The organism is Rhodococcus sp. UNC363MFTsu5.1 (assembly GCF_000686785.1).
Classification (GTDB): Bacteria; Actinomycetota; Actinomycetes; order Mycobacteriales; family Mycobacteriaceae; genus Rhodococcus_G; species Rhodococcus_G maanshanensis.
Map to the genome: position 1 here is coordinate 36,999 of NZ_JMLO01000024.1, position 26,137 is coordinate 63,135.

General features: G+C 69.6%; 23 protein-coding genes. 22 read left to right on the forward strand and 1 reads right to left on the reverse strand.

Annotated elements, in window-relative coordinates; genetic code table 11:
• Position 1 precedes the first annotated feature (1 nt).
• Entirely contained in the window at positions 2-640 is a 639-nt protein-coding gene (locus tag BR31_RS29175; RefSeq protein WP_051637546.1) for a GNAT family N-acetyltransferase, read from the reverse strand.
• A 266-nt stretch (positions 641-906) separates the two neighbouring features.
• Between BR31_RS29175 and BR31_RS29180 the strand changes: the two genes are divergently transcribed.
• From BR31_RS29180 to ileS, 22 genes are all read left to right on the forward strand, one after another.
• Positions 907-1,311: an SAV_6107 family HEPN domain-containing protein gene (locus BR31_RS29180; protein WP_051637547.1), complete on the forward strand. Its 405-nt coding sequence runs from the start codon at positions 907-909 to the stop codon at positions 1,309-1,311.
• Positions 1,312-1,477: 166 nt separating this feature from the next.
• Positions 1,478-1,906 carry a DUF3040 domain-containing protein gene (locus BR31_RS0118335; RefSeq protein WP_027502250.1) on the forward strand — a complete coding sequence of 143 codons (429 nt, stop codon included), beginning with the start codon at positions 1,478-1,480 and terminating at the stop codon, positions 1,904-1,906.
• 462 nt (positions 1,907-2,368) lie between these two features.
• Complete coding sequence (gene mraZ, locus BR31_RS0118340; RefSeq protein ID WP_027502251.1) at positions 2,369-2,800, forward strand: division/cell wall cluster transcriptional repressor MraZ; 432 nt, start codon at positions 2,369-2,371, stop codon at positions 2,798-2,800.
• A 168-nt stretch (positions 2,801-2,968) separates the two neighbouring features.
• Positions 2,969-3,985, forward strand: a complete 1,017-nt coding sequence (rsmH, locus tag BR31_RS0118345) for a 16S rRNA (cytosine(1402)-N(4))-methyltransferase RsmH (RefSeq protein WP_027502252.1) — start codon at positions 2,969-2,971, stop codon at positions 3,983-3,985.
• The gene (locus tag BR31_RS0118350) at positions 3,982-4,722 is read left to right on the forward strand and encodes a cell division protein FtsL (protein WP_027502253.1); all 741 of its coding nucleotides are present in this window, start codon (positions 3,982-3,984) and stop codon (positions 4,720-4,722) included. The genes rsmH and BR31_RS0118350 overlap by 4 nt, the downstream gene beginning before the upstream one ends.
• On the forward strand, positions 4,719-6,590 hold the full coding sequence (locus tag BR31_RS0118355; protein WP_027502254.1) for a peptidoglycan D,D-transpeptidase FtsI family protein: 1,872 nt from the start codon (positions 4,719-4,721) through the stop codon (positions 6,588-6,590). Before BR31_RS0118350 ends, BR31_RS0118355 begins: the two co-directional genes overlap by 4 nt.
• 192 nt (positions 6,591-6,782) lie before the next feature.
• A complete protein-coding gene (locus BR31_RS0118360) occupies positions 6,783-8,393 on the forward strand; it encodes a UDP-N-acetylmuramoyl-L-alanyl-D-glutamate--2,6-diaminopimelate ligase (protein ID WP_027502255.1) in 1,611 nt (536 codons plus the stop codon).
• Positions 8,390-9,949, forward strand: a complete 1,560-nt coding sequence (locus tag BR31_RS0118365) for a UDP-N-acetylmuramoyl-tripeptide--D-alanyl-D-alanine ligase (RefSeq protein WP_027502256.1) — start codon at positions 8,390-8,392, stop codon at positions 9,947-9,949. Before BR31_RS0118360 ends, BR31_RS0118365 begins: the two co-directional genes overlap by 4 nt.
• Positions 9,946-11,025, forward strand: a complete 1,080-nt coding sequence (gene mraY / locus BR31_RS0118370; protein ID WP_027502257.1) for a phospho-N-acetylmuramoyl-pentapeptide-transferase — start codon at positions 9,946-9,948, stop codon at positions 11,023-11,025. The genes BR31_RS0118365 and mraY overlap by 4 nt, the downstream gene beginning before the upstream one ends.
• A gap of 2 nt (positions 11,026-11,027) precedes the next feature.
• Positions 11,028-12,494, forward strand: a complete 1,467-nt coding sequence (gene murD / locus BR31_RS0118375; RefSeq protein ID WP_051637548.1) for a UDP-N-acetylmuramoyl-L-alanine--D-glutamate ligase — start codon at positions 11,028-11,030, stop codon at positions 12,492-12,494.
• Positions 12,491-13,942, forward strand: a complete 1,452-nt coding sequence (ftsW, locus tag BR31_RS0118380) for a putative lipid II flippase FtsW (RefSeq protein WP_027502259.1) — start codon at positions 12,491-12,493, stop codon at positions 13,940-13,942. Before murD ends, ftsW begins: the two co-directional genes overlap by 4 nt.
• 98 nt (positions 13,943-14,040) lie before the next feature.
• Entirely contained in the window at positions 14,041-15,144 is a 1,104-nt protein-coding gene (gene murG, locus BR31_RS29185; protein WP_231496563.1) for an undecaprenyldiphospho-muramoylpentapeptide beta-N-acetylglucosaminyltransferase, read from the forward strand.
• Entirely contained in the window at positions 15,141-16,622 is a 1,482-nt protein-coding gene (gene murC, locus BR31_RS0118390; RefSeq protein WP_027502260.1) for a UDP-N-acetylmuramate--L-alanine ligase, read from the forward strand. Before murG ends, murC begins: the two co-directional genes overlap by 4 nt.
• Complete coding sequence (locus BR31_RS0118395) at positions 16,619-17,419, forward strand: cell division protein FtsQ/DivIB (protein WP_331281144.1); 801 nt, start codon at positions 16,619-16,621, stop codon at positions 17,417-17,419. Before murC ends, BR31_RS0118395 begins: the two co-directional genes overlap by 4 nt.
• A 233-nt stretch (positions 17,420-17,652) precedes the next feature.
• Positions 17,653-18,870 (forward strand): cell division protein FtsZ, encoded by a 1,218-nt coding sequence (ftsZ, locus tag BR31_RS0118400; RefSeq protein WP_027502262.1) that lies wholly within the window; start codon positions 17,653-17,655, stop codon positions 18,868-18,870.
• Positions 18,867-19,595: a peptidoglycan editing factor PgeF gene (gene pgeF / locus BR31_RS0118405; RefSeq protein WP_027502263.1), complete on the forward strand. Its 729-nt coding sequence runs from the start codon at positions 18,867-18,869 to the stop codon at positions 19,593-19,595. The genes ftsZ and pgeF overlap by 4 nt, the downstream gene beginning before the upstream one ends.
• Complete coding sequence (locus BR31_RS0118410; RefSeq protein ID WP_027502264.1) at positions 19,588-20,322, forward strand: YggS family pyridoxal phosphate-dependent enzyme; 735 nt, start codon at positions 19,588-19,590, stop codon at positions 20,320-20,322. Before pgeF ends, BR31_RS0118410 begins: the two co-directional genes overlap by 8 nt.
• Before the next feature lie 44 nt (positions 20,323-20,366).
• A complete protein-coding gene (locus BR31_RS0118415; RefSeq protein WP_027502265.1) occupies positions 20,367-20,984 on the forward strand; it encodes a cell division protein SepF in 618 nt (205 codons plus the stop codon).
• A gap of 105 nt (positions 20,985-21,089) precedes the next feature.
• The gene (locus BR31_RS0118420) at positions 21,090-21,377 is read left to right on the forward strand and encodes a YggT family protein (protein WP_027502266.1); all 288 of its coding nucleotides are present in this window, start codon (positions 21,090-21,092) and stop codon (positions 21,375-21,377) included.
• A gap of 145 nt (positions 21,378-21,522) precedes the next feature.
• Positions 21,523-22,362, forward strand: coding sequence for a DivIVA-like cell division protein Wag31 (wag31, locus tag BR31_RS0118425; protein WP_027502267.1), 840 nt, complete (start codon positions 21,523-21,525; stop codon positions 22,360-22,362).
• Positions 22,363-22,410: 48 nt separating this feature from the next.
• Complete coding sequence (locus BR31_RS0118430) at positions 22,411-22,659, forward strand: DUF3784 domain-containing protein (RefSeq protein WP_027502268.1); 249 nt, start codon at positions 22,411-22,413, stop codon at positions 22,657-22,659.
• Positions 22,660-22,897: 238 nt separating this feature from the next.
• Positions 22,898-26,101 (forward strand): isoleucine--tRNA ligase, encoded by a 3,204-nt coding sequence (gene ileS, locus BR31_RS0118435; protein ID WP_027502269.1) that lies wholly within the window; start codon positions 22,898-22,900, stop codon positions 26,099-26,101.
• The last annotated feature ends 36 nt before the right edge of the window (positions 26,102-26,137 follow it).

Below are 26,137 nucleotides of genomic sequence, written 5' to 3' on the forward strand. Positions count from 1 at the left end.
GCTATCGGCTGGGGGAGTGTGCGTTCTCGGTCGCTTCGGCGGGGAGCGGCAGCAGGCGTCCCAGTACCGCGAACGGCCTGTTGTCCCCGGTGAAGGTGAAATGGCGCACCACATCGGTGAATCCGAGCCTGCGATAGAGACGCCAGGCGCGGTTGTCCTCGTCGTCGACCTCGGGGGTGGACAGCAGTACGTGACTCTCCGGCCTGTCTTCGAGGAGCCTGCGGAGCATCGCCTCGCCGGTGCGGTGCCCCTGCGCGGCCCGTGCCACGTGGAGTTCGGTCAGCTCGAAGTAGTCGCCGAGGACCTCGTGGATCCGCCGTTCGTCGGCACCGGAGCGGTGCATCCCCTCGCGCACCTGCTGGTGCCACCACTGGTGCGGGGCGCCCCGGTAGCCGTAGGCGATGCCGACCATGGTGCCCTCGCTCGAGCCGGGATCGTCGCCGGGGAGGATCGCGGCGACCGCGCGCCAGCCGGGCCGATGGGTGTGTTCGGTCCACATCGGGGCCCGGTGGAACTCGGTCCCCTTCGGGTAGTCCATCGCCTCGACGTAGATGGCAAGAGCCTCGGCAAGGCGGTGCCGTAGTTCCTGCGCGGACAGCTCGACCAGCAGCGGTGTCGTGTTGATACCGACCGGACTCACCCTCTCTCTTGACGACGTGTCGGTGGGGGCAGCTATATTGAATATGTCGAACGGATGTTCGATGTCGGCAATCCGGCGAAGCACGAGGGAAGCGGGCTTCGCCGGATTCCGACCCTAAGGCCTGACCGGTCGTCGCGGCGGGTTGGCGTGGGTGCGCAGGAGGTGTTCGGAAGATGGCAAGTCAGGCAGTTCAGGCAGCGGCGGCCCTCCGAATGGGGGCTCCGGCGTCATCGGCACGACACACGGTGTCGCGGGTCGGGGCTCCGGTGTCGCGCCGTGCGCGGGCACTGCTCGACAGGGCGGATGCGCTGCTGGCGGAGGCGGTGGGGGCCAGGGACGCGTCCGACCGGTTCCGCTGCGCGTACCTCGCCGCGCTCCGTGGTGCGGGGGCCGCGCTCGGGGGTGAGCAACGGCCACGCACCGGATCGCGTAGCGCCTGGGTGCTGCTCGCGCGCGCCGAACCGTCGCTCGCCGGTTGGTCGGAGTTCTTCGCCGGGTACTCGGCCACCAGGGCGGCGATCGAGGCGGGAATCTCGCGCACGATCACGCTGGGCGAGGCCGATGAATTCCATCGCGAGGTCTCTCGATTCCTCACCGCGGTCGAGGATCATCTCGGTGGCGACAATCACCTCGATGGCGTGCCGCACACGTTGGTGGGGAGGTCTGCCTAGCAGGGGATCTGCGGTGCGAGCGAAATAAGTCGGCATCTCGTCGATGGACTAGGTGGTACGGCGCCACGTGTACTCGTATCATTGACGACAGGTAGCCGCCATCGTCGGAAACCCGCCGCTTCGTCCCAACGGATCGGTCGCCACCTTTAGTGCCGGGGGAGGTACCGTGCCACTCTCCGAGCACGAGCAGCGGATGCTCGATCAGATCGAGAGCGCGCTTTACGCCGAAGATCCGAAGTTTGCTTCCTCCGTGAGGGGAGGCCGTATGCGTGCGGCTTCGAGCAAGCGTCGACTCCAGGCGGGAGCGCTCTTCTTTCTCGGACTCGTCCTGTTGGTCGCGGGCGTTGCGCTCCCGTTCAAGCCGGGCGGTTTCCCGATCATCAGCCTGCTCGGATTCGTAGTGATGTTTGGAGCCGGGGTCCTGTTCCTCATGCGGGGATCGAAGAAGGGCCTCACGGCAGTGCCCGACGAGGCCGGCAGGCCCGCGAAGGGGTCGGTCGCGGGCAAGCGTTCCGACGGCCGCAAGGGCGGCAGCAGCGGAGGGTTCTCCTCGCGTATGGAGGACCGCTTCAAGCGGAGATTCGAACAGGAGTAGCCGAAACGCCGCCGCGGAGGCAAGAGTCCGGGCGGCAGGCAAAAGCGGAGCGGCGTGACACCGAAGGTGTCGCGCCGTTTTTGCGTTGGCTGTGCCGCGTGCCGGCTGTGTCGCCTCGGATCCCTACGTTCATCCCGCCTTCCCCCACTTTTCCCCCACAATTCCCCCCGGGTCGGTCCGGCTCGGGGGGGAGCGTCTCGCTGCGGACCTCTGACCTGGGATTTCGGTGCGGGCAAGTGGTGAAGCTCGCCGTGACGCCCCGGCAGTGGGGAAGATCGCACAGCTTTTCCCCACATTGCACCACCGCTGTGAACTGGTCTTTTCATGCGAATTGCGGTCGTGGAACCCAAAATTGGCATTGAAAGTGGAGGAAAGTGGGGTAACGTGGTGCGCAGCGGAACGTGCAGACGGGCCGCAAGGGCCTAGGACGTTCGAATCGGAACGCAGGGTGGAGGTGTCGAGATGTTTCTCGGTACCTACACGCCGAAGCTCGACGACAAGGGGCGACTGACGTTGCCCGCGAAGTTTCGAGATGCACTGGCGGGAGGGTTGATGGTCACGAAAGGGCAGGACCACAGCCTCGCGGTGTATCCCCGAGAAGAGTTTGCAGCTCTCGCACGCCGAGCCGCCGCAGCATCACGCAGCAACCCAGAGGCCCGCGCGTTCGTGCGCGGCCTGGCGGCAGGCACCGACGAGCAGCATCCCGACGCCCAGGGACGGATCACCCTCTCCGCCGACCACCGCCGCTACGCGGGGCTGTCGAAGGAGTGCGTGGTCATCGGATCGGTCGATTTCCTCGAGATCTGGGACGCGCAGGCGTGGCAGAGCTACCTCGAGGAGCACGAAGAGAGCTACTCACAAGCCAGAGCCGAGTCACTGGGCGAGATCTTCTAGCCCAGCCAGAGCCATACGGCGAGTGCCGCGAGGCCTCTGCCCGAACGCCGACCCTGACGCACTTCCCCAGCGCCAGGTTCGATCAATCGGACAGGGACCTCGAGGCATTCGCCACTCTTCCCCTTCGCGATCGGAAATTCCCGAAGCACTCAAGACCCGGAGGCAGCAATGGTGGACGATGAGGCAAACGGCCCCGCCTCCACCGGCGAGTTCGGGCACGTCCCCGTCCTGCTCGGTCGCGCGGACGAACTGCTCGGACCGGCGCTGACGGCGGTCGCGCCGGATGCCGCGGGCGCGGTGATGATCGACGCGACACTCGGCCTCGGTGGCCACTCCGAACACTTCCTGCGGACCTACCCGGGTCTGCACCTGATCGGACTCGACCGCGACCCGAACGCACTCGAGATCGCCGGCCGTCGGCTGGCACCGTTCGGCGACCGAGTCACGCTGGTGCACACCAGGTATGACGGAATCGTCGCGGCGCTCGAGCAGGCTGGACTGCCGCCGGTGGAATCGGTGCACGCGATCCTGTTCGACCTCGGCGTCTCGTCGATGCAGCTGGACGAGGCCGAGCGCGGCTTCGCCTACTCGGTGGACGCTCCCCTCGACATGCGAATGGACCCCACCAAGGGGTTGACCGCGGCCGACGTGCTCAACACCTACAGTCACGGCGATCTCGCCAGGGTGCTCAGCACCTACGGTGAGGAGCGCTTCGCAGGCCGGATCGCATCAGAGATCGTGCGCCGCAGGCAGATCGAGCCGTTCACCACCAGCGCGCAGCTGGTCGAGGTGCTGTACGCCTCGATTCCCGCGGCCACGCGGCGCACCGGCGGTCATCCCGCGAAGCGGACCTTTCAGGCCCTTCGGGTGGAGGTCAACGGAGAGCTCGATTCGCTGCGCGCGGCGATCCCGGCCGCGCTCGATGCCCTGGCGATCGGTGGGCGCGTGGTCTTCATGTCCTACCAGTCGCTGGAGGACCGAATCGTCAAGCAGGAACTGACACCTCGCACCAAGTCTCGTAGTCCGGAGGGGCTCCCGATGGAGCTGCCGGGCATGGGTGCGGAGTTCGCATTGCTCACCCGGGGGGCGGAACGGGCGAGTGAGCAGGAGATAGAGGAAAACCCGCGGTCGGCCCCGGTCCGATTGCGTAGTGCCGAACGGATTTCCAGGAGGGTGACGGCATGACAGTTCCCGTGAGGCCGGGCGGTTCTCGATCCACTGATGCCGGTGTCGTCAGGCCGAGGGGGCGCGGTCGCGCGGCGGCTGCCGCGGGCAAGCGTTCGACCGCGGCGCAGCGCGCATACGAGCGTCGGCAGCAGCGTGCCGCGATCCAGCCGGCCGGTGAGGTGCAGGACCGTCGTCGTGGTCACTTCACGGCGCGAATCCCGTTCGTCGCCACCATCATCGGCATGCTGTCCGTCGGCCTGGCATTGACCCTGGTGCTGACCACCCGGGCCGCGGAGGACTCCTATGAGCTCAGTGCGGCCAAGGCGCACAACCAGGACCTGCTGGAGCAGCGCTCCGCGCTCGAGCGCGATGTCCGGGAGGGCAACTCCGCGCCGGAACTGGCCCGCAAGGCGACCGAGCTCGGCATGATCCCCGCCAAGGACGTCGCTCGGCTCGTCGTGAACCCCGACGGCTCGGTGGACATCGTCGGCAAGCCGACCCCGGCGCAGGGCGCGCCTGCGGCGCCGCTGAACCCCCAGACGCCTGCGCAGTCGAGCGGGGCGCCGCGGACCGGCAACACCGCGGCCCCTGTGCCGACCACCCGGCCCGCGACCCCGACCGCGACGGCGCCCCGTCCCGGCGCGCCGTTGGCGGCCAATCAGCCGCAGCTGCAGGCGCAGGGTGAACAATTGGTACCCATGAGCAGGCCCACCCCGGACACCGGACAGGCAGGTAACGCGGGCGGTCGCGGGTGACCCGAGGTACCGCGCCCGCACCCGCACCGCGTCGTGCGCCGGTTCGACGCGGTGCCGCCCAGGACGACACCTCCTCGTTCCGGTTCCGGTACCGGACGGGCCGGATCACCATGTTCATCGCGCTCGGGATCGCCTCGGTGCAGCTGCTCTGGATCCAGGGCATCGAGGCGCCCAAGCTCTCGGCCGAGGCCGCGAATCAGCGTTCGGTCACCGTGATCGAACCCGCCGTGAGGGGCTCGATCACCGATCGGCGCGGCAACCCCATCTCCTTCACGATGGAGGCGAAGGCGCTGACCTTCCAGCCGACCAAGGTGCGCAAGGAGCTCGAGGCGGCGCGCGCGAAGAGTGACAAGGCGCCGACGGTCGACGAGCGGCTCGAGGCCATCGCCAAGGGTGTCAACGCCAAGCTCGGCGACTCGGCGCCGAAGAAGGATCTGCTCGCCCAGCTCAAGAGCAACGAGACCTTCGTGTACCTGGCCCGCAGTGTCGACCCCGCCGTGGCCGCGAAGCTCAGCGAGGACTTCCCCGAGATCGGCCTCGAACGCCAGGACATCCGTGAGTACCCCGGTGGCTCGCTCGCCGCGAACCTGGTCGGCGCGACCGGCTGGGACGGTCACGGCCTGCTCGGGCTCGAGGATTCGCTCGACTCCACCCTTGCGGGCACCGACGGTTCGCAGACCTACGACCGGGGTTCGGATGGCGCCGTCATCCCCGGCAGCTGGCGCGACAAGCAGCCCGCCGTCGACGGCTCGACCGTCGAGCTCACGATCGACTCGGATCTCCAGTACTACGTGCAGCAGCAGGTGCAGCAGGCCAAGAACCTGTCCGGCGCGAAGAACGCCTCCGCGGTGGTGCTCGATTCGCACACCGGCGAGGTGCTCGCGATGTCGAACGACAACACCTTCAACCCGTCGCTCGGCGTCGGCAACAACGGCAAGGCCGAGCTCGGCAACCTACCGGTGAGCACGCCGTTCGAACCCGGTTCGGTGAACAAGATCGTCACCGCGGCCGCCGCGATCGAGTACGGGCTCACCAAACCCGATGAGGTGCTTCAGGTTCCGGGCTCGATCCAGATGGCAGGCGTGTCGGTGAAGGACGCCTGGCCGCACGGCGTCGCGCCGTACACCTCGACCGGCGTCTTCGGGAAGTCCTCCAACGTCGGCACGCTGATGCTCGCGCAGCGGGTGGGGGAGGACCGCTTCGCGGACATGCTGACCCGCTTCGGTCTCGGTCAGCGCACCGACGTCGGTCTGCCGGGCGAGAGTGCGGGCGACGTGCCCAGCCGCGACCAGTGGTCGGGCGGCACGTTCGCCAACCTGCCCATCGGCCAGGGCCTGTCGATGACACTGCTGCAGATGACGGCCATGTACCAGGCGATGGCGAACGACGGGGTCCGGATCCCGCCGCGGGTCGTGCGCGCGACGATCGACGCGGACGGGGACCGCACCGAGACCGAGCGCCCGGAGGGCATCCAGGTGGTCAGCGCGCAGACCGCCGCGACCGTGCGGGACATGTTCCGGGCGGTCACCCAGCGCGATCCCATGGGATACCAGCAGGGCACCGGCGCACCTGCAGCCGTCGACGGCTACCAGATCAGCGGCAAGACCGGCACCGCGCAGCAGGTGGACCCCGCCTGCAAGTGCTACTCGAACTCGAACTACTGGATCACCTTCGCGGGGATCGCTCCTGCGGACAATCCACGCTTCGTGGTCGGCATCATGCTCGACGCCCCGGTCCGCAGCGCCGACGGCTCGGGCGGCCAGTCCGCAGCGCCTTTGTTCCACAACATCGCCTCCTGGATGCTGCAGCGGGACCGCGTCCCGTTGTCGGCCGATCCGGGGCGGCAACTGGTGCTCCAGGCCGACTGACGGGCCAGGTCGGGGAGCGCCGCGGGCCCATCGCACCGCGTCGTCGACAGCGTGGTCGACGACCGAGTCCAGTCTGTGACAGTTCGCCGGTAACCTGACACGTCGGCCAGCAGCCCAGCCACCGATCCGAACCCCGAGAGGAGCCACCTGCCCGTGCAAGGGACGAACACTCCGCAGCACTCGACGGGAGAGGTGGCAGGCTCCGCAGGCTCCGCGCCTGGTGGCCTGCGTCCCGAACACCCCCCGCAGACGCCGGTGACCGCGCTGGCTGAGCTGATCGGCGCGCAGGTCCACACGGTCGGGGGTCCGGCTCTCACCGGAGGCGACGCACCCGTATCCGTCACCGGGGTCGAGCTGCGCGCCCAGGGCATCGAGCCGGGCGACCTGTTCGCCGCACTGCCCGGCGCCCGTGCGCACGGCGCCGAGTTCGCCGCGGCCGCCCTCGAACGCGGCGCGACCGCCGTGCTGACGGACCCCGCGGGCCTTGCCGCGCTGGCTGCGCTCGCCCCGGACACCGCGCTGCCCGTACTGGTGCACCCGGATCCGAGGTCGGTCCTCGGCGAGGTCTCGGCCGCCGTCTACGGACGGCCCGCGGATCGGTTGCAGGTCATCGGGATCACCGGCACCTCGGGCAAGACGACCACCGCGTACCTGGTCGAGGCCGGTCTGACCGCCTCCGGCCGTAGGGCCGGACTGGTCGGGACCATCGAGACCAGGATCGAGGGTCGCCGCGTGCCGAGCGCCCTGACCACCCCCGAGGCGCCGCAGTTGCATGCGCTCTTCGCGGTGATGCTCGAGCGCGGGCTCGACACCGTGGTGATGGAGGTCTCGAGCCACGCGCTCTCACTCGGCCGGGTGGACGGAACGGACTTCGCGATCGGCGCGTTCACCAACCTCTCCCAGGATCACCTGGACTTTCACGACGGGCTCGACGACTACTTCGGGGCCAAGGCCCGGCTGTTCGCCCGGGACTCCACCGTTCGCGCCCGCAGGGCCGTGGTGTGCGTCGATGACGAGTGGGGCGTCCGGATGGCGGAGATCGCCTCGGCCGAGGCGCCGCCGACGACCGTCTCGGCCACGACTTCCGGAGCGGACTGGACCGCGTCCGATGTCGTCGCGTCCGAGGACGGTTCGCAGCGGTTCGTCGCGCACGGACCCACCGGATCGCTGCCCGTCGAGCTGCGCCTGCCCGGCCACTACAACGTGGCCAACGCGCTGCTGGCCATGGCGACACTGGCCGCGGCCGGCGTGGACCTGGAGCGGGCGGCCGCCGGCATCGGGTCGGTGGACGTGCCAGGCCGGGTGCAACGGGTCGAGCGCGGACAGGATTTCCTCGCCGTCGTCGACTACGCGCACAAGCCGGCCGCGCTCGAGGCGGTCATCGCAACCCTCCGCGGACAGTCGGCAGGTCGGCTGGCCGTGGTGATCGGCGCGGGCGGCGACCGTGACCAGGGCAAGAGACCGATGATGGGCGAGGTGAGCGCCAGGGGAGCCGACCTGGTGATCATCACGGATGACAACCCGCGCACGGAGGACCCGGCCGCGATCCGCGCGGCGGTCCGCGAGGGCGCACTTGGCGTGCCCGATGAGGCGCGCGCGCAGGTCCGCGAGTTCGCGGACAGGGCGGAGGCCATCGCCGACGCCGTCCGCTGGGCCGAGGCGGGGGACGTGGTCCTCGTCGCGGGCAAGGGACACGAGATCGGACAGGAGATCAACGGGGTGAAGCACCCATTCGACGACCGCGAGGTCCTCGCCGCTGCGATAGACGCGGTCGGCCGGAGCGACGAAGGGGGAGTCCGATGATTCCGATGAGCCTGGCCCGGATCGCCGAGATCGTCGGCGGCAGCCTGCACGACGTGCCCGATCCCGACGCCATGGTGACCGGCACGGTGGAGTTCGACTCCCGCAAGGTCACCGTGGGCGGACTGTTCCTCGCGCTGCCAGGCGCCCGCGTGGACGGGCACGACCATGCGGCCGCTGCCGTCGCCGCGGGGGCGGTGGCGGTGCTCGCCGCACGCCCGGTCGGCGTGCCCGCGATCGTGGTGGCCCCGTTGCCGCCCGCGCAGACCAACGCGATGGCCCTCGAACACGACACCGACGGCTCAGGGGCGGCGGTGCTCAAGGCGCTGGCCGCGCTGGCCAGGGCGAGCACCGATGACCTGGCGGCCCGCGGCCTGACGGTTGTCGGGGTCACCGGGTCGTCGGGCAAGACCTCGACCAAGGACCTGCTGGCGGCGGTGCTCACCCCGCTCGGGTCGGTGGTCGCACCGCCCGGATCGTTCAACAACGAACTCGGCCATCCGTGGACGGCCCTGCGCGCGGACGCGGACACCGACTTCCTGGTCCTCGAGCTCTCCGCGCGGGGCACCGGGCACATTGCCGCGCTGGCCGAGACGGTGCCGCCGCGGATCGGCGTCATCCTCAACGTCGGCACCGCGCACCTGGGTGAGTTCGGCTCCCGCGACGCGATCGCGCAGACCAAGGGTGAGCTCGCCGAGGCGCTGCCCGCGGCGGACGAGGGTGGGGTCGCAGTGCTCAATGCCGACGACCCGCTCGTCGCGGCGATGGCCGAGCGGACCCGTGCCCGGGTGGTGCTGGTCGGGCAGTCCGAACGCGCGGACGTGCGGGCCGTTGACGTGCACCTCGACGCCGAGGCGCGCCCCGCCTTCACGCTGGAGTGCCGCTACCCGGCGGGTTCCGCCCACGAGGGCGACATCGCGACCGTGCCGATCCAGCTCGGCGTGCACGGTGAACACCAGATCGGCAACGCGCTGGCCGCGGCCGCGGTGGCACTGGAATGCGGCGCCACCGTCGCGCAGATCGCGACCGCGCTCGGCGCCGCGACGGCCGCGTCCGTGCGCCGGATGGATGTGCGCCACAGGGCCGACGGCGTCACGGTGATCAACGATTCGTACAACGCCAACCCCGATTCGATGCGCGCGGCGCTCAAGGCCCTGGTCTCGATGGGACGTTCGGGCGAGGGCGCGCCGCGCCGTACCTGGGCGGTGCTCGGGGAAATGGCCGAGCTCGGTCCAGAATCGGTGATCGAACACGACGCGATCGGGCGGCTGGCGGTGCGCCTGGACGTCAGCAGGCTGATCGTGGTCGGCACCGGCAGGCCGTCCCGCGCGATGCATCAGGGCGCGGTCATGGAGGGTTCCTGGGGCGAGGAGTCGATCCTGGTTCCCGACCAGGCGGCCGCGATCGCCGTGCTCGAGGCGGAACTGGCAGGCGACGACATCGTCCTGGTCAAGGCCTCGCAGTCGGTCGGATTGTGGGCGGTGGCGGACACACTGCTGGAGGGCCCGCGTGCCGATCAGCAGGGCGAGCAGCGGACTAACACGGAGGAAGACCAGTGAGACAGATCCTCTTCGCGGGAGGGATCGCGCTCGCTGTGGCGATCCTGCTCACCCCCGTCCTGATCAAGGCGTTCTCGCGCCAGGGATTCGGTCAGGAGATCCGGGTCGAGGGTCCGGCCAGCCATCAGTCCAAGCGCGGCACCCCCACCATGGGCGGCGTCGCGATCATCGCCGGCCTGTGGGCGGGCTACTGGGGCTCGCACCTGATCGGGATCGGCTACGACGCGGACGGCCCGAGCGCCTCCGCGCTCCTGGTCCTCGGATTGACGACCATGCTCGGCGGCGTCGGCTTCCTCGACGACTTCATCAAGATCCGCAAGCAGCGCAACCTCGGTCTGAACAAGACCGCGAAGCTGGTCGGCCAGCTGATCGCGGCCGTGCTGTTCGGAATCCTGGCGCTGCAGTTCCCCGGCGCGACCGGCCTGACACCCGGCAGCACGAACCTGTCCTACGTCCGGGACATCGCCACGGTCTCGATGGGGTCGGTGGTGTTCATCCTGTTCTGCTACCTGCTGGTCAGCGCCTGGTCGAACGCCGTGAACCTGACCGACGGCCTGGACGGCCTCGCCGCGGGTTCGATGACCCTCGTGCTCGGGGCGTACACGATCATCACCTTCTGGCAGTACCGCAACTCGTGCGAGCGTGATCCCGTCACGGGCTGCTACGACGTCCGCGACCCGCTGGACCTGGCGCTGATCTGTGCCGCGGCGGCGGGTGCGTGCATCGGCTTCCTGTGGTGGAACGCCGCGCCCGCGAAGATCTTCATGGGCGACACCGGCTCGCTCGCGCTCGGTGGCCTGCTGGCCGGGCTGTCCATCGTCACCCGCACCGAACTGCTGATGGTGGTCGTCGGCGCGCTGTTCGTCGCCGAGGCGGCCTCGGTGGTCGTGCAGGTCGCCGTGTTCCGATCGAGCAGGCGGCGGGTGTTCCGAATGGCGCCGTTCCATCATCACTTCGAGCTGGCCGGGTGGGCGGAAACCACGGTGATCATCAGATTCTGGTTGCTCGCCGCCATCGCCTCGGCCATCGGACTCGCGCTGTTCTACAGCGAGTACCTCGCCGACATCGGGGGCTGAGCTTGTCACTCCAAGGCGCTGCCGCCGATCTCCCGCCCGAGTTCGCCCGCCTGCACGGCAGCCGGGTCCTGATCGCGGGGTCCGGGATCTCCGGCCGGGCCCTCATCGAACCGCTCCGCGAGCTGGGTGCCGACGTCACGGTCACCGACGGCAATCAGGCCTCGCTCGACGAGCTGGCCGCCGCCTCCGGCGTCGCGGTCGTGGCGCCCGACCGGGCCGCGGCCGAGATCGGCGCGTTCGCGCTGGTCGTCACGAGTCCCGGCTGGCGTCCCGACGCGCCGGTGCTGTCCGCGGCCGCGGGCGCAGGCGTCCCGATCTGGGGTGACGTGGAGTTCACCTGGCGGCTCGACCGCGCGCAGGTCTACGGACCGGCCAGGCGGTGGCTGGTGGTGACCGGCACCAACGGCAAGACGACGACCACCTCGATGCTGGAGTCGATCCTGCGGGCCGCAGGGATCGCGACGGTCGCCTGCGGGAACATCGGCCTGCCCATCGTCGACGCGCTCCGGGCCGACAGCCCCCGCAACGAGGTGCTGGCCGTCGAGCTCTCCTCGTTCCAGCTGCACTGGGCGCCATCTGTGCGCCCGACAGCAGGGGTGATCCTCAACATCGCCGAGGACCACCTGGACTGGCACGGCGGCATGAAGGGCTACATCGACGCGAAGGCGCAGGTGCTGACCGGGGACGTCGCGGTACTCGGTCTCGACGACCCGGTCACGGCCGGACTGTCGCGGGTGTCCAGCGCAGGGCGGACCACCGGGTTCAGGCTGGGTGTGCCCGCGCCGGGCGAGCTCGGCGTCGACGGCGACCGCCTCGTCGACCGCGCCTTCGCGGACGACGAGACCCTCGCCCTGGTCGACGAGATCACCCCGCCAGGGCCTGCGGGTCGGATGGACGCGCTGGCCGCGGCCGCGTTGGCCAGGTCGATCGGCGTCGGCGCCACCGCCGTCCGGGAGGGGCTGCGCAGCTACCAGGTCGGCCCGCACCGCGCGGCGCTCGTCGCCGAGGCGGACGGCGTCACGTACATCGACGACTCGAAGGCGACGAATCCGCACGCCGCGCGCTCGTCGCTGCTCGCGCACCCTCGGGTGGTGTGGGTCGCGGGCGGTCTGCTCAAGGGCGCCAGCGTCGACGAACTCGTCACCGAGGTGGCCGATCGGCTCGTCGGCGCGGTCCTGCTCGGCCGCGATGCGATGCAGATCGCACAGGCACTCGCGCGACACGCACCCCAGGTACCGGTCGTGCGGGTGGATGCGGGAGACGATGCAGGGGTGAGTCCCGCGCCGAGTCCGGAATCGCCCGATGCCGTGATGGCGCGCGCGGTCCGTGCCGCCGCGTCGATGGCCCGGCCCGGGGACACCGTGCTGCTGGCGCCCGCGGCGGCGTCGCTGGACATGTTCACCGACTACGGTCACCGCGGCCGTAGCTTCGCGCAGGCCGTGGCGGAAGTGGCGGGTCGGTCGCGATGAAGCAGGCCGCGGGACCCCGCACCCGCTTCGGCGCCTGGCTGGCGCGCCCGCTGGCGTCCTTCCACCTGATCGTCACGATCACCGGCCTGCTCACCGTGCTCGGGCTCGTGATGGTCCTGTCGTCCTCGAGCGTGGAGTCCTACGCCGACACCGGCTCCGCCTACGGCACCTTCACCACGCAGCTGATCTTCGTCGCACTCGGCGCCGTCCTGTTCTACGTGGCGCTGTTGCTGCCGGTCCGGTTGATGCGCACGATGGCCTTGCCCGCGTTCGCCGTGTCGGTGGTGCTGCTGGCCCTGGTGCTCATCCCCGGCGTCGGCACTCTGTCGGGCGGCGCCCGACGCTGGTTCACCTTCGGCCCGCTGTCGTTCCAGCCGTCCGAACTGGCGAAGGTGACCCTGGTGGTCTGGGGCGCGCACCTGCTGGCCTCCCGCAGGCAGAACGCCTCCGTCAAGGAGATGGTGGTGCCGCTGGTGCCCGCGGCGCTGGTGGTGTGCGTGCTCATCGTGCTGCAGCCGAACCTGTCGACCACCATCGCGTTCGGCATCATCCTGGCGTCGCTGCTCTGGTTCGCGGGATTGCCCCTGCGCCTGTTCCTCGGCATCGTCGGGGCAGGCGTCGCGGCGGCGATGGTGCTGGCGTTGACCGCCGGCTACCGATCGGACCGCGTCAAGGCCTACCTGAACCCCGGCGCCGACCCGCAGGGCATCGGCTATCAGGGCAGGCAGGCCAAGTTCTCCCTCGCCGACGGCGGCCTGTTCGGTCGCGGGCTCGGACAGAGCCGGGCCAAGTGGAGCTACCTGCCCAACTCGCACAACGACTTCATCTTCGCGATCATCGGCGAGGAACTGGGTTTCCTGGGCTGCATGGCGGTGATCGGGCTGTTCGCGCTGTTCGTCTACGCGGGTCTGCGGATCGCGATGCGCTCGATCGACCCGTTCCTGCGACTGCTCACCGCGACCGCGACCACCTGGATCCTGGCCCAGGCGCTGATCAACATCGGCTACGTGATCGGCATGCTCCCGGTCACCGGGCTGCAGTTGCCGCTCGTCTCCGCAGGCGGCAGTTCGATCGCGATCACCCTGTTCATGTTCGGCGTCATCGCCAACGCCGCCAGGCACGAGCCGGAGGCGGTTGCCGCCCTGCACGCCGGGCAGGTCGGGCGGTTCGGCAGGATGCTGCGGCTGCCCATGCCGGAGCAGTACTCGCCCGCAAGGGCGGAGGCCGCACGCAAGGCTGCGCAGGCGAAGGCGGCGCAGAAGCGCGCGGCCCAGCAGCGGGCCGCCCAGCAGCGGGCCGCCGCCCCGCCGCCGCGCAGGCGGGCGGTGGCGGGCAGGCCGGGCGCCGACCCGCGGCGCGCGGATCCGCGACGCGGACGGGCACTAGCATCAGACGAGCGGACACGACGGTCGAACGGCCGCGCAGGAGAGCGAGGATTTCGTAGGTGAGCGGCACTTCAGAGACTTCCCCCGTCGCGTCGCGCGCCTCCACCGGTCCGTCCGTCGTCGTCGCGGGCGGGGGTACCGCCGGGCACATCGAACCCGCGATGGCGGTGGCCGACGCGCTGCGCAGGCTGGACCCCTCCGTGACGGTGACCGCGCTCGGCACCGAGCGTGGGCTCGAGACGACCCTGGTCCCCGAGCGTGGCTACCGCCTCGAACTGATCCCGCCGGTGCCGCTGCCGCGCAAGCCGTCCAAGGATCTGCTCCGGCTGCCCGGGCGGGTCGTCCGTTCGGTGCGACGCACCCGTGAGGTGCTCGAGGAGACGAACGCCGACGTGATCGTCGGGTTCGGTGGCTACGTGGCGCTGCCCGCGTACCTGGCGGCAGGCAAGGGGCTCACCCGCCGCCGTCGACGCGTCCCGGTCGTCGTGCACGAGGCCAACGCCAGCGCAGGCATCGCGAACAAGATCGGTGCCAGGATCGCGGCCCGCGTGCTCGCCGCGGTACCCGGTTCGGGGGTCGCCGCACGAGGCGCCTCGGACGCGGAGGTCGTGGGTATCCCCGTCCGCGACTCGATCACCGGGCTCGACCGCGCCGCGCTGCGCGCCGAGGCGAGGGCCCATTTCGGTCTGCCCGCGGACGGCCCGGTGCTGCTGGTGTTCGGTGGATCCCAGGGCGCGCGCTCACTGAACGAGGCCGTCTCCGGCGCCGCCGAGGCGCTGGCCGCGGCAGGCATCTCGGTGCTGCACGCGCACGGTCCGAAGAACACGCTCGAGGTGGCCCAGGTGAACCCGGCCGCGCCCTACGTCGCCGTGCCGTATCTGTCCCGGATGGATCTGGCCTACGCGGCAGCCGATGCCGCGATCTGCCGCTCAGGGGCGATGACCGTCGCGGAGGTCTCCGCGGTCGGCATGCCCGCGGTTTACGTGCCGTTGCCGCACGGCAACGGTGAGCAGGAGCTCAACGCCAAGCCGCTGGTGCGGGCGGGCGGTGGCATGATCGTCGCCGACGCGGACCTCACGCCGCAGTTCGTGGCGGATACGGTGGTGCCGTTGCTGGGCGATGCCGCCCGGCTGAGCGAGATGGGCAGGTCTGCCGCCGATGCCGGGCACAGGGACGCGGCGGATGCGGTGGCCCGGATCGTGCTCGACGTGGCGAAGGGACTCGGGGTGTCCGGGCAGTCGGAGAGGTCGGAGGGCGGTCGATGACCGAGGTGCGCGGGGCGCAGTTGCCCCCCGAGTTGCAACGAGTCCACATGGTCGGCATCGGCGGCGCCGGTATGTCCGGCATCGCCCGGATCCTGCTGGCCAGGGGCGGTCAGGTGTCCGGCTCGGATGCCAAGGAGAGTCGCGGGGTGCTCGCGCTGCGGGCCCGCGGCGCCCAGGTCCGGATCGGGCACGACGCGAGTGCGCTCGACCTGCTGCCCGGCGGCCCGACGGTGGTGGTGACCACGCACGCGGCCATTCCGAAGGACAACCCAGAGCTGGTGGCGGCGCGCGAGCGCGGCATCCCGGTGCTGCTGCGCCCCGCGGTCCTTGCCTCCCTGATGCACGGCCAGCGCACGTTGCTGGTCGCGGGCACGCACGGCAAGACCTCCACCACCTCCATGCTCGTGGTCTCCCTGCAGCACTGCGGTGTCGATCCGTCGTTCGCGGTCGGCGGCGAGCTCAACGAGGCGGGTACCAACGCCCACCACGGAACCGGGGACGTCTTCGTGGCGGAGGCCGACGAGAGCGACGGCTCGCTGCTGCAGTACGACCCGGACGTGGTTATCGTGACGAACGTCGAGGCCGATCACCTCGACTACTTCGGGACCACCGACGCCTACGTCCAGGTCTTCGACGACTTCGCCGAGCGGATCGCGCCCGGTGGCCTCCTCGTGGTGTGTCTCGACGACCCGGGCTCGGCGGCACTGGCGCAGCGGGTGGCCGCACGCGAGCTGCCAGGCGTCCGGGTCCTCGGTTACGGCAGCGGTGACGTCTCGGTGGACGGGATCGAGCTCGGTGCGCGCCTGCTGAGCTGGCAGGCCCGCGACACCGGGGGTGTCGCCGAGTTCGAACTCTCCGGTGAAAAGGACGTGCGCACACTGCGATTGGCGGTGCCGGGTAGGCACATGGCGCTCAATGCGATGGGCGCGATCCTCGCGGCGCGCGAGGTGGGCGCGACGGTCGAGGAGGTCCTCGAGGGCATTGCCGGATTCGGTGGCGTGCATCGGCGTTTCCAGTCCACCGGCCGCGAGAATGGCGTGCGGGTGTTCGACGACTACGCCCATCACCCCACCGAGGTACGCGTCGTGCTCGGGGCGGCCCGCGAATTGGTCAGGCCGGGAACCGAATCGGCGAACGGCCGGGTGATCGTGGTCTTCCAGCCACACCTGTACTCGCGGACGCTGGCGTTCGCCGAGGAGTTCGGTGCCGCGCTCGACCTCGCGGACGAGGTGGTGGTGCTGGACGTGTACGGCGCGCGGGAGGAGCCCCTGCCAGGGGTCAGTGGCGCGCTGGTCGCGCAGGCGGTCACCAAGCCGGTGCACTACCAGCCGGATCTCTCGCTCGCCCCACGGCAGATCGCCGCGCTCGCGCGGTCCGGCGACATCGTGATCACCATGGGCGCAGGCGATGTCACCATGCTCGGCAAGGAGATCCTCGGCGCCCTCGGGGCCACACCCGCCGCGGGCCGACCGCGGTGACGACGGACAGTCAGGGTCGCGCGCGCCCCACTGCCGTGGGCGAGGAGCGCGCCGCAGGCCCCGACCGCAAGGGCAGCAAGCGGGCCGCCAAGGGCAGCAAGCGGGCCGCGCGGAAGACTCGTCGGGTCACCCGCCCTCGCAATCGCAAGCGGCCGTTGATCATCGCCCTGTCGGCCGTCGTGCTGGTCGGCCTCGTCGCGGCGGCCTGGTTCACCCCCGTGCTCTCGGTGCGCAAGGTCTCGGTGGTCGGCAACGTCGGCGTCCCGAGCGACGAGGTCATGACGGCTCTCGCGATTCCCACCGGCAAGCCGCTGCTGCAGGTCGATGTCGATGCGGCCGCGAGAAGGGTTGCCGCGATTCCCAAGGTCGATCATGCGCGGGTCGAACGCCGGTATCCGTCCACGGTGCGGGTCACCGTGGTCGAGCGGGCACCCGCCGTCTTCTACGACACTCCTGAGGGCACCCACCTGATGGACGCGGGCGCGGTCGCTTATGCGATCGAACCGCCGCCGCCGGGGGTGCCGCGCCTGAAGGTCGAGCGGCCCGGTCTGGAGGATCCGGTGACGGTCGATGCGTTGAAGGTGCTCACCTCGATGCCGCCGCCGCTGCGGGCCCAGGTCGGGGAGATCGCGGCCGGCTCCATCTCCGATATCCGGGTCACCTTGACCGACGGGCGGCAGCTGGTGTGGGGGAGCGTGGAGAACACCGAACGCAAGTCCGCCATCGCGCTGCCGTTGCTCGGCCAACCGGGCAAGGTGTACGACATCTCCAGCCCCGATCTGGTCACCGTCAAATGAGCGCGATGACAAATCGTGTCGCCCGTCGGCGCGCCTGCTGGCGGATCGGACCTGTCGTGCATAGCGTTTCGTTTCAGTCAGCTACTTGACATAACTCTAAGCCTATGGTTGAGGTTTAGGGTTTGCCCAAGAAGTATTGCATCACCAGCAACATCGGCCCCACCAGCAAGACGCATTTTCAGTATTTCGAGCATCACCCCGAGCGCGTTCACACACACGGAAGGCGAGAGCCCATGACGCCCCCGCACAACTACCTCGCCGTTATCAAGGTCGTCGGCATCGGCGGCGGCGGCGTAAATGCGGTCAACCGCATGATCGAGCAGGGACTCAAGGGAGTCGAGTTCATCGCCGTCAACACCGACGCCCAGGCGCTGCTGATGAGCGACGCCGACGTCAAGCTGGACGTCGGCCGTGAGCTCACCCGCGGTCTCGGCGCAGGAGCCGATCCCGAGGTGGGTCGCAAGGCCGCCGAGGACCACAAGGACGAGATCGAAGAGGTGCTCAAGGGCGCCGACATGGTCTTCGTCACCGCGGGCGAGGGCGGTGGCACCGGCACCGGCGGCGCGCCCGTCGTCGCCAGCATCGCGCGCAAGCTCGGCGCCCTGACCGTCGGCGTGGTAACCCGTCCGTTCTCTTTCGAGGGCAAGCGGCGCGGCGGCCAGGCGGACAGCGGCATCCAGGCGCTGCGCGAGTCCTGCGACACCCTCATCGTCATCCCCAACGACCGGCTGCTCCAGCTCGGTGACGCCGCGGTCAGCCTGATGGACGCGTTCCGTTCCGCGGACGAGGTCCTGCTCAACGGCGTTCAGGGCATCACCGACCTGATCACCACCCCGGGTCTGATCAACGTCGACTTTGCCGACGTCAAGGGCGTCATGTCGGGCGCGGGCAGCGCCCTGATGGGCATCGGTTCCTCGCGCGGCGAGGGCCGGGCGATCAAGGCCGCCGAGTCCGCGATCAACTCGCCGCTGCTCGAGGCCTCGATGGAGGGTGCGAGGGGAGTGCTGCTCTCGATCGCGGGCGGGTCCGACCTCGGTCTGTTCGAGATCAACGAGGCCGCCTCGCTGGTGCAGGAAGCCGCACACATCGATGCCAACATCATCTTCGGCACGGTCATCGACGATTCGCTCGGCGACGAGGTCCGGGTGACGGTCATCGCGGCGGGCTTCGACGGTGGGACGCCGACGCGTCGCCCGGTCGAGCCGGCCGCCGCCGCTCCTGCGGGTAACGGCGCGATCGGAGCAGGCCGCGCGGGCGAGATCGGTCGGCCGCCCCAGCATCAGGCGCCCGAGCCCGCGCCGGTTGCCCAGAGCCGCGAAACCCGTGAGGCACGACCGACTTCCGGCTCGACCCTGCCCCCGATTCCCGTCGGTTCCCCGGCCCGCGCGGTCCCGGTCGCCGACGAGGAGGGCGAGGACGAGGTCGACGTGCCCTCCTTCATGCGTCGGTGACGGGCGGATTCCGGGTTCGTCGGGTCGTCACCTCTCGAACCGGGGGCGTCTCGGCGCCCCCGTATGACTCCTTCAATCTCGGCGACCACGTCGGCGACGACCCGGCCGCGGTCGCCGCGAACCGGCGCCGGCTCGCGGACGGCATCGGATTGCCGTTCGAGCGGTTGGTCTTCATGGAGCAGATCCACAGTCGAAACGTCACGGTGGTGGACGGCCCCGTCGACGGTGTCGTCGAGGCGACCGATGCGCTGGTCACGGACGTGCCCGATCTGGCGTTGGTGACGCTGTCCGCGGACTGCGTGCCGCTGCTGCTCTCGGACGACCAGGCCGGGGTGATCGCCGCGGTGCACGCGGGCCGGGTCGGTGCCCGGATCGGGATCGTGCCGCGGGTGCTGGACGTGATGGTGTCGAAAGGCGCAGCGGTCGAACGGATCGGCGCCTTCCTCGGTCCCGCCGCGAGCGGCCGCCAGTACGAGGTACCCGCGGCGATGCGTGCGGACGTCGAGAAGCACCTGCCGGGCAGCGCGACCACGACGGTGCGGGGCACCCCGGGGATCGACCTGCGGGCCGGACTGCGCCGCCAGCTGCTGCAGGCGGGCGTGTCCGGGGTCGCGGAGGATCCGCGCTGCACGATCGAGGACCGCGCCCTGTTCAGTCATCGTCGGGGAGCCCCGACCGGGCGGCTGGCGGGTGTGATCTGGATGGAGTCGACGCGCGGTGAATGAGGCGCCGTCGCCGCGGGCAGCCGAGATCGCGGCCGCACTGACCGAGGTCGGCGATCGGCTGGGGCGGGCCTGCCTGGCCGCGGGCCGCAACCCGGACGACGTCCAGTTGCTGCCGGTGACCAAGTTCTTCCCGGCCTCGGACGTCGCGATCCTGTACGGGCTCGGCTGTCGCGAGTTCGGCGAGTCGCGCGAGCAGGAGGCCGCCTCGAAGGTCGCGGAGTTCGGCGCGCTCACCGCCGACGTCCGGTGGCACATGATCGGCAGCGTGCAGCGGAACAAGGCCCGCTCGATCGCGCAGTGGGCGTACGCAATTCACTCGGTGGACAGCCCGAGGCTGGTCGATGCCCTCGCGAAGGCCGCGACCGTCGCGCTGGCGGAGGGCGGCAGGGAGCAGTCGCTGCGGGTGCTGCTCCAGGTCAGTCTGGACGGCGACCCGCTTCGGGGTGGCGTTCCGATCGACGAGCTGCCCGAGCTGGCTGACCGTGCCGAATCGGCCGCCGGGCTTGAGCTTTCGGGGCTGATGGCTGTTCCTCCGCTCGGGTCCGATCCGGAGCGGGCGTTCGCGGAGCTCCAGGCCGTGCACGCGAACCTGTTGCGCAGCCATCCCGCGGCGACACAATTGTCGGCGGGGATGACCGGCGACCTCGAGGTCGCCGTGCGGTACGGTTCCACCTGCGTGCGTGTCGGAACCGCACTGTTGGGTTCCCGGCCGATAGCCTCGAACTGATCGGCGCACCGCCCGATTGTCCGCCGCGCCAAGGAAGGTCGACGATGAGCACTCTGCACAAGTTCAAGGCTTACTTCGGCATGGTCCCTCTCGAGGATTACGAAGACGATTACCTCGAGGAGCCGCGTCGCGCACCCCGCGGTGGACGTTACGAGGGTGAACTGGACCGTGAGTACGACGACGCCGGCTACGTGCCCCGCGACGAGCTCGACGAGCTCGACCGGCCGGCCGCGCCCCGTCGGATGGAGCCGCTGCCCGCGCGCAGCGCCCGTCCCGGTGCTCCCGTCGGAGCCCGCCCGCCCGCGACCCGCGGCGCGCTCGCGGTCGACACCCAGCCGCGCATCGAGAGCCGACGCGCGCCCATCTTCGACGAGGGCGGACCGCTGTCCAAGATCACCACACTCCGCCCCCGCGACTACGGCGAGGCCCGCATCATCGGCGAGCGCTTCCGTGACGGCACCCCGGTCATCATGGACCTGGTGGAGATGAGCAACGCCGACGCCAAGCGGCTCGTCGACTTCGCGGCCGGCTTGGCGTTCGCGCTGCGCGGCTCCTTCGACAAGGTGGCCACAAAAGTGTTTCTCCTCTCACCTGCCGATATCGACGTGTCCGCCGAGGAGCGGCGTCGGATCGCCGAAACCGGCTTCTACAACCAGAAATAGGCGGTCCGGGCGGGCCGGAAGTAGGCTGGCCCGACCGGATGCCCTGAGGCTGGTGCGGGCCGATCTCGTTTTGATTGGTCCGGCCGAGTCAGGCAAAGTGATGGAGTGCCCTTGTTCGCGGTGATCTACTTCCTGCTCTTCGTCTTTTGGTTGTTGCTCATCGGACGGATCATCGTCGAGTTCATCCGGACATTCGCTCGCGATTGGCGACCCACCGGCATTGTGGTGGTCATTCTCGAAGCGATATTTACGGTCACAGATCCACCGATCAAGCTGCTCCGGCGGCTAATTCCGTCGATAAATCTCGGCGGGGTTCGGTTGGACCTATCAATCATGGTCTTGCTGTTCATCGTCTTCATCTTGATGTCGGTCGTTCAAGGACTGGCCGCGTGATGTCGATGCTTGAGTCGTGGCGCGACCTACGGGTCTGGTGTGACAGAATGGACGCCAGTTACAGCCGGATTCCTTGGTTTCCCGCTGTATGCGCTATAACTGAATGCTTGCTCGACCGCCAACAGACGCGTGAAGGGATCCTTCCATGCCGCTGACACCAGCTGATGTGCACAATGTCGCGTTCAGCAAGCCGCCAATCGGCAAGCGGGGCTACAACGAAGACGAGGTAGATGCGTTTCTCGACCTCGTCGAGCAGGAGCTCTCGCGACTGATCGAGGAGAACGCGGATCTCCGCCAGCGCGTGGGTGAGCTCGATCAGGAGCTCGCGGATGCGAAGAAGGCTCCTCGGCAGGCAGGTGCCGCTCCTGAGCCCGTTCGGGTTGTCGAGCCGCCCAAGCCCGTCGCTCCGGTCGCCCCGGTCGCGGCCCCCGCGCCCGCGGCTCCCGCCGCCCGTCCGGGCAACACCGAAGAGGCAAACCTGCAGGCCGCGAAGATCCTGGGCCTCGCCCAGGAGATGGCGGACCGCCTGACCGGCGACGCGAAGACGGAGTCGGAGCAGCTGGTCACCACGGCCAGGACCAACTCCGAGCAGCTGGTCAGCGATGCGCGGACCCGCTCCGAGGCGATGATCTCCGACGCAAGGCAGAAGTCCGAGGCACTGCTCTCCGACGCCCAGACGCGTTCCGAGACGCAGCTTCGTCAGGCCAAGGAGAAGGCGGACGCGCTGCAGGCCGACGCCGAGCGCAAGCACACCGAGATCATGGCCACCATCAACCAGCAGCGCAGCGTGCTGGAGGGTCGGATCGAGCAGCTCAAGACGTTCGAGCGCGAGTACCGGGTGCGGCTGAAGTCCTACCTGGAGTCGCAGCTCGAGGAGCTCGAGCAGCGCGGTTCCGCGGTCCCCGTTGACGGTGGCCAGGAGGCTTTCGGGGGCGAGGCTGCCAAGCCCGGCCTGAGCCAGACGTTCGCCAAGGGCAACAACTAGTTCGGTAGTGCCCGTCGGCCGTCCTGCAAGCTCACCCAGGGGTATGCCGTGCTGGTCCTGACGCTCGTAATGGCAGCGGTTGGGTTCGCGCTGCTGGTGATAGCCCTGATGACCGGATCGGTCGTGTGGGCATGGGGATGCATCGTGGTCTGCGTGATCGGTGCGGTGTTGCTGCTGGTGAGTTCACTACGCGGCAACACCGCACCGGACACGTCCGAACCGGGGGCAACGCCACCGGGCAGGCGGGCCGACGCGAGCCGGGAGTCGTCGGACCGGCGATTTGACGCCGGCGACTAGAATCGCAGTCAGTATGTGGCGCTGATCCGGCCATCACCGGGGAGCCTTCGGAAGAACGGCGCTCGTTCGACAAGGACGAGTCGCTCAGTAGAACCGAACGGGTGGGCCCGTCACAGCCCAGCACGAGAGGTCAGGACGGCGGCGCTGCCGCGTCCTGGCAAGCGGGGTGGTACCGCGGTCGCAGCGCAGAGGCGCTGCCGTCGTCCCCGTGCCAGACACGGCACGAGGGAGTACTGGGTTGACGAACAACTCGACCGGCAACGGATCCGACCAGACGGGCGCCGGCTATCCGCGAGTTGATCTCGGCGGCGGCAAGGCCAACACGAACGTGCGTTTCCCCGAGCTCGAGCAGCGGGTGCTCGCCGAGTGGGCCTCGGACGACACGTTCCGCGCCTCCATCGCCAACCGGGCCGATGCGCCCGAGTTCGTCTTCTACGACGGCCCGCCGTTCGCCAACGGCCTGCCGCACTACGGCCACCTGCTCACCGGGTACGTCAAGGACCTCATCCCGCGCTTCCAGACGATGCGCGGCAAGAAGGTCGAGCGCCGGTTCGGCTGGGACTGCCACGGGCTGCCAGCCGAGCTCGAGGCCGAGAAGCAGCTCGGCATCAAGGACAAGTCCGAGATCGAGGAGATGGGCCTGGCGGAGTTCAATGCCGCCTGCAAGTCCTCGGTGCTGCGCTACACCGACGAGTGGCGCGAGTACGTCACCCGCCAGGCGCGCTGGGTCGACTTCGACAACGACTACAAGACGCTCGACCTGGACTTCATGGAGTCGGTCATGTGGGCGTTCAAGGAGCTCTACGACAAGGGGCTGATCTACCAGGGCTTCCGGGTGCTGCCGTACAGCTGGTACGAGCAGACCCCGCTGTCGAACCAGGAGACCAAGCTCGACGACGCGTACAAGATGCGTCAGGATCCGGCGGTCACGGTCGACATGCCGCTCGTGGCGCCCGGCTCGCCGCTCGACGGCGCGAACGCGCTGATCTGGACCACGACGCCGTGGACCCTGCCGTCCAACCTGGCGATCGCCGTGCATCCCGAGATCGACTACGTCCAGGTCGAGGGCAAGGACGGCAAGCGGTACGTGCTCGCCAAGGACCGCGTGGCGCACTACGCCCGCGAACTCGGCGAGGAGCCTGCCGTGCTCTCCGAGCACAAGGGCGCCGAGCTGGTCGGGCTGTCCTACGAGCCGCCGTTCGACTTCTTCCACGGACCCGACAAGGGTCACGCCAACGCGCACCGCACGCTTGCCGCCGACTACGTCACCACCGACTCCGGTACCGGAATCGTCCACCTCGCACCGGCTTTCGGTGAGGAGGACATGGACTGCGCGACGGCCAACGGCATCGAGATCGTGCAGCCGCTCGACGCGGGCGGCAAGTTCACCGCGATGGTGCCGCCGTACGAGGGCCTGCAGGTCTTCGATGCCAACCCGGTCATCGCCAAGGATCTCAAGGCGGCGGGCAAGCTGCTGCGGCACGAGACAATCGAGCACTCGTACCCGCACAGCTGGCGCAGCGGCCAGCCGCTGATCTACATGGCGGTGCCCTCGTGGTTCGTCGCCGTGACCAAGTTCCGGGACCGGATGGTCGAGCTGAACCAGGAGATCACCTGGGTGCCCGAGCACATCCGTGACGGGCAGTTCGGCAAGTGGCTCGAGGGCGCGCGCGACTGGAATATCAGCAGGAACCGGTACTGGGGGAGCCCGATCCCGGTCTGGATGTCGGACGATCCGGCGTACCCGCGGATGGACGTGTACGGCTCCCTCGACCAGCTGGAGGCCGACTTCGGCGTGCGGCCGACCGACCTGCACCGGCCGATGATCGACGATCTGGTCCGTCCGAACCCGGACGACCCGACCGGCAAGTCGATGATGCGTCGCGTCCCCGAGGTGCTGGACTGCTGGTTCGAGTCCGGCTCCATGCCGTACGCACAGGTGCACTACCCGTTCGAGAACAAGGACTGGTTCGACGGCGGCAACGCTGAGTCGACTGACGGCACCGCCGTCGTGGAAGGCCACAACCCCGGCGACTTCATCGTCGAGTACAACGGCCAGACCCGTGGCTGGTTCTACACCCTGCACGTGCTGGCCACCGCGCTCTTCGATCGCCCGGCGTTCAAGACCGTCGCCGCCCACGGCATCGTCCTCGGCGACGACGGCCTGAAGATGAGCAAGTCCAAGGGCAACTACCCCGACGTCAACGAGGTGTTCGACCGGGACGGCTCGGACGCCATGCGGTGGTTCCTGATGTCCTCGCCGATCCTGCGCGGCGGCAACCTGGTCGTCACCGAGCAGGGCATCCGCGAGGGCTCCCGGCAGGCCCTGATGCCGCTGTGGAACGCGTGGAGCTTCCTGCAGCTGTATGCGGGCAAGCCTGGACAGTGGCGCACCGATTCGCCGAACGTGCTCGACAAGTACATCCTGGCGAAGCTGTCGGGCACCCGTGACGCGATCACCGAGGCGCTCGAGGTCAACGACATCGCGGGTGCCTGCGACGAGCTGCGGACCTTCTGCGACGCGCTCACCAACTGGTACGTGCGCCGGTCGAGGACGCGGTTCTGGGACGAGGACCGCGACGCCATCGACACCCTGCACACCGTGCTCGAGGTCGTGACCCGCCTCGCGGCGCCGCTGCTGCCGCTGGTGACCGAGGTCATCTGGCGGGGGCTCACCGGCGGGCGCTCGGTGCACCTGACGGACTGGCCGGCTGCCACCGATCTGCCGTCGGATCCCGAGCTGGTCAGCGCGATGGACGAGGTCCGCTCGGTCTGCTCGACCGTGCTCGGCCTGCGCAAGGCGCAGAACCTGCGGGTACGCCTGCCGCTGCCCGAGGTGACCGTTGCGGCCGAGGACGCGGAACGGTTGCGCCCGTTCCTCGGCATCATCGCCGACGAGGTCAACGTCAAGAAGGTGGACCTGACCGAGGACGTGGACGTCCACGGCAAGTTCGAGCTCGTCGTCAACGCGCGGGCCGCGGGCCCCCGTCTGGGCAAGGACGTGCAGACGGTCATCAAGGCGGTCAAGGCGGGGGACTGGTCGGAGGTCGACGGGGTCGTGACGGCCGCAGGCATCGCGCTGCTCCCGTCCGAGTACACCCAGCGCCTGGTCGCGGCGGAGCCCGAGTCCACCGCGGCCCTGCCGGAGAACGCGGGCCTGGTGGTCCTCGACTCGGCGGTCACCGAGGAGCTGGAGGCCGAGGGCTGGGCGAAGGACCGCATCCGCGAGCTGCAGGACGCCCGCCGCGCGGCAGGCCTCGAGGTCTCGGACCGGATCGTCGTCACGCTGCAGGTGCCCGAGGACCGGCTCGACTGGGCGGCCAGGCACCGTGAGCTGATCGCGGGGGAGATCCTCGCGACCAGCCTCGAGCTCGGCGAGGCCGGCGGCCCCGACGCCGTCGATCTCGGCGAGGGCGTCCGGGTCGTGATCACCAAGGCGTGAGGAGTGTCGGTGCCCCTTGTCGGGGTACCGGCGTAA

What these genes read in the sequence shown, in the direction of transcription:
- rsmH (WP_027502252.1), top strand. Translation starts at nt 2,969, where the DNA reads ATGGTGGACGATGAGGCAAACGGCCCCGCCTCCACCGGCGAGTTCGGG.
- ftsZ (WP_027502262.1), top strand. Translation starts at nt 17,653, where the DNA reads ATGACGCCCCCGCACAACTACCTCGCCGTTATCAAGGTCGTCGGCATC.
- BR31_RS0118350 (WP_027502253.1), top strand. Translation starts at nt 3,982, where the DNA reads ATGACAGTTCCCGTGAGGCCGGGCGGTTCTCGATCCACTGATGCCGGT.
- BR31_RS0118365 (WP_027502256.1), top strand. Translation starts at nt 8,390, where the DNA reads ATGATTCCGATGAGCCTGGCCCGGATCGCCGAGATCGTCGGCGGCAGC.
- BR31_RS0118415 (WP_027502265.1), top strand. Translation starts at nt 20,367, where the DNA reads ATGAGCACTCTGCACAAGTTCAAGGCTTACTTCGGCATGGTCCCTCTC.
- ftsW (WP_027502259.1), top strand. Translation starts at nt 12,491, where the DNA reads ATGAAGCAGGCCGCGGGACCCCGCACCCGCTTCGGCGCCTGGCTGGCG.
- murC (WP_027502260.1), top strand. Translation starts at nt 15,141, where the DNA reads ATGACCGAGGTGCGCGGGGCGCAGTTGCCCCCCGAGTTGCAACGAGTC.
- wag31 (WP_027502267.1), top strand. Translation starts at nt 21,523, where the DNA reads ATGCCGCTGACACCAGCTGATGTGCACAATGTCGCGTTCAGCAAGCCG.
- murG (WP_231496563.1), top strand. Translation starts at nt 14,041, where the DNA reads ATGGCGGTGGCCGACGCGCTGCGCAGGCTGGACCCCTCCGTGACGGTG.
- mraZ (WP_027502251.1), top strand. Translation starts at nt 2,369, where the DNA reads ATGTTTCTCGGTACCTACACGCCGAAGCTCGACGACAAGGGGCGACTG.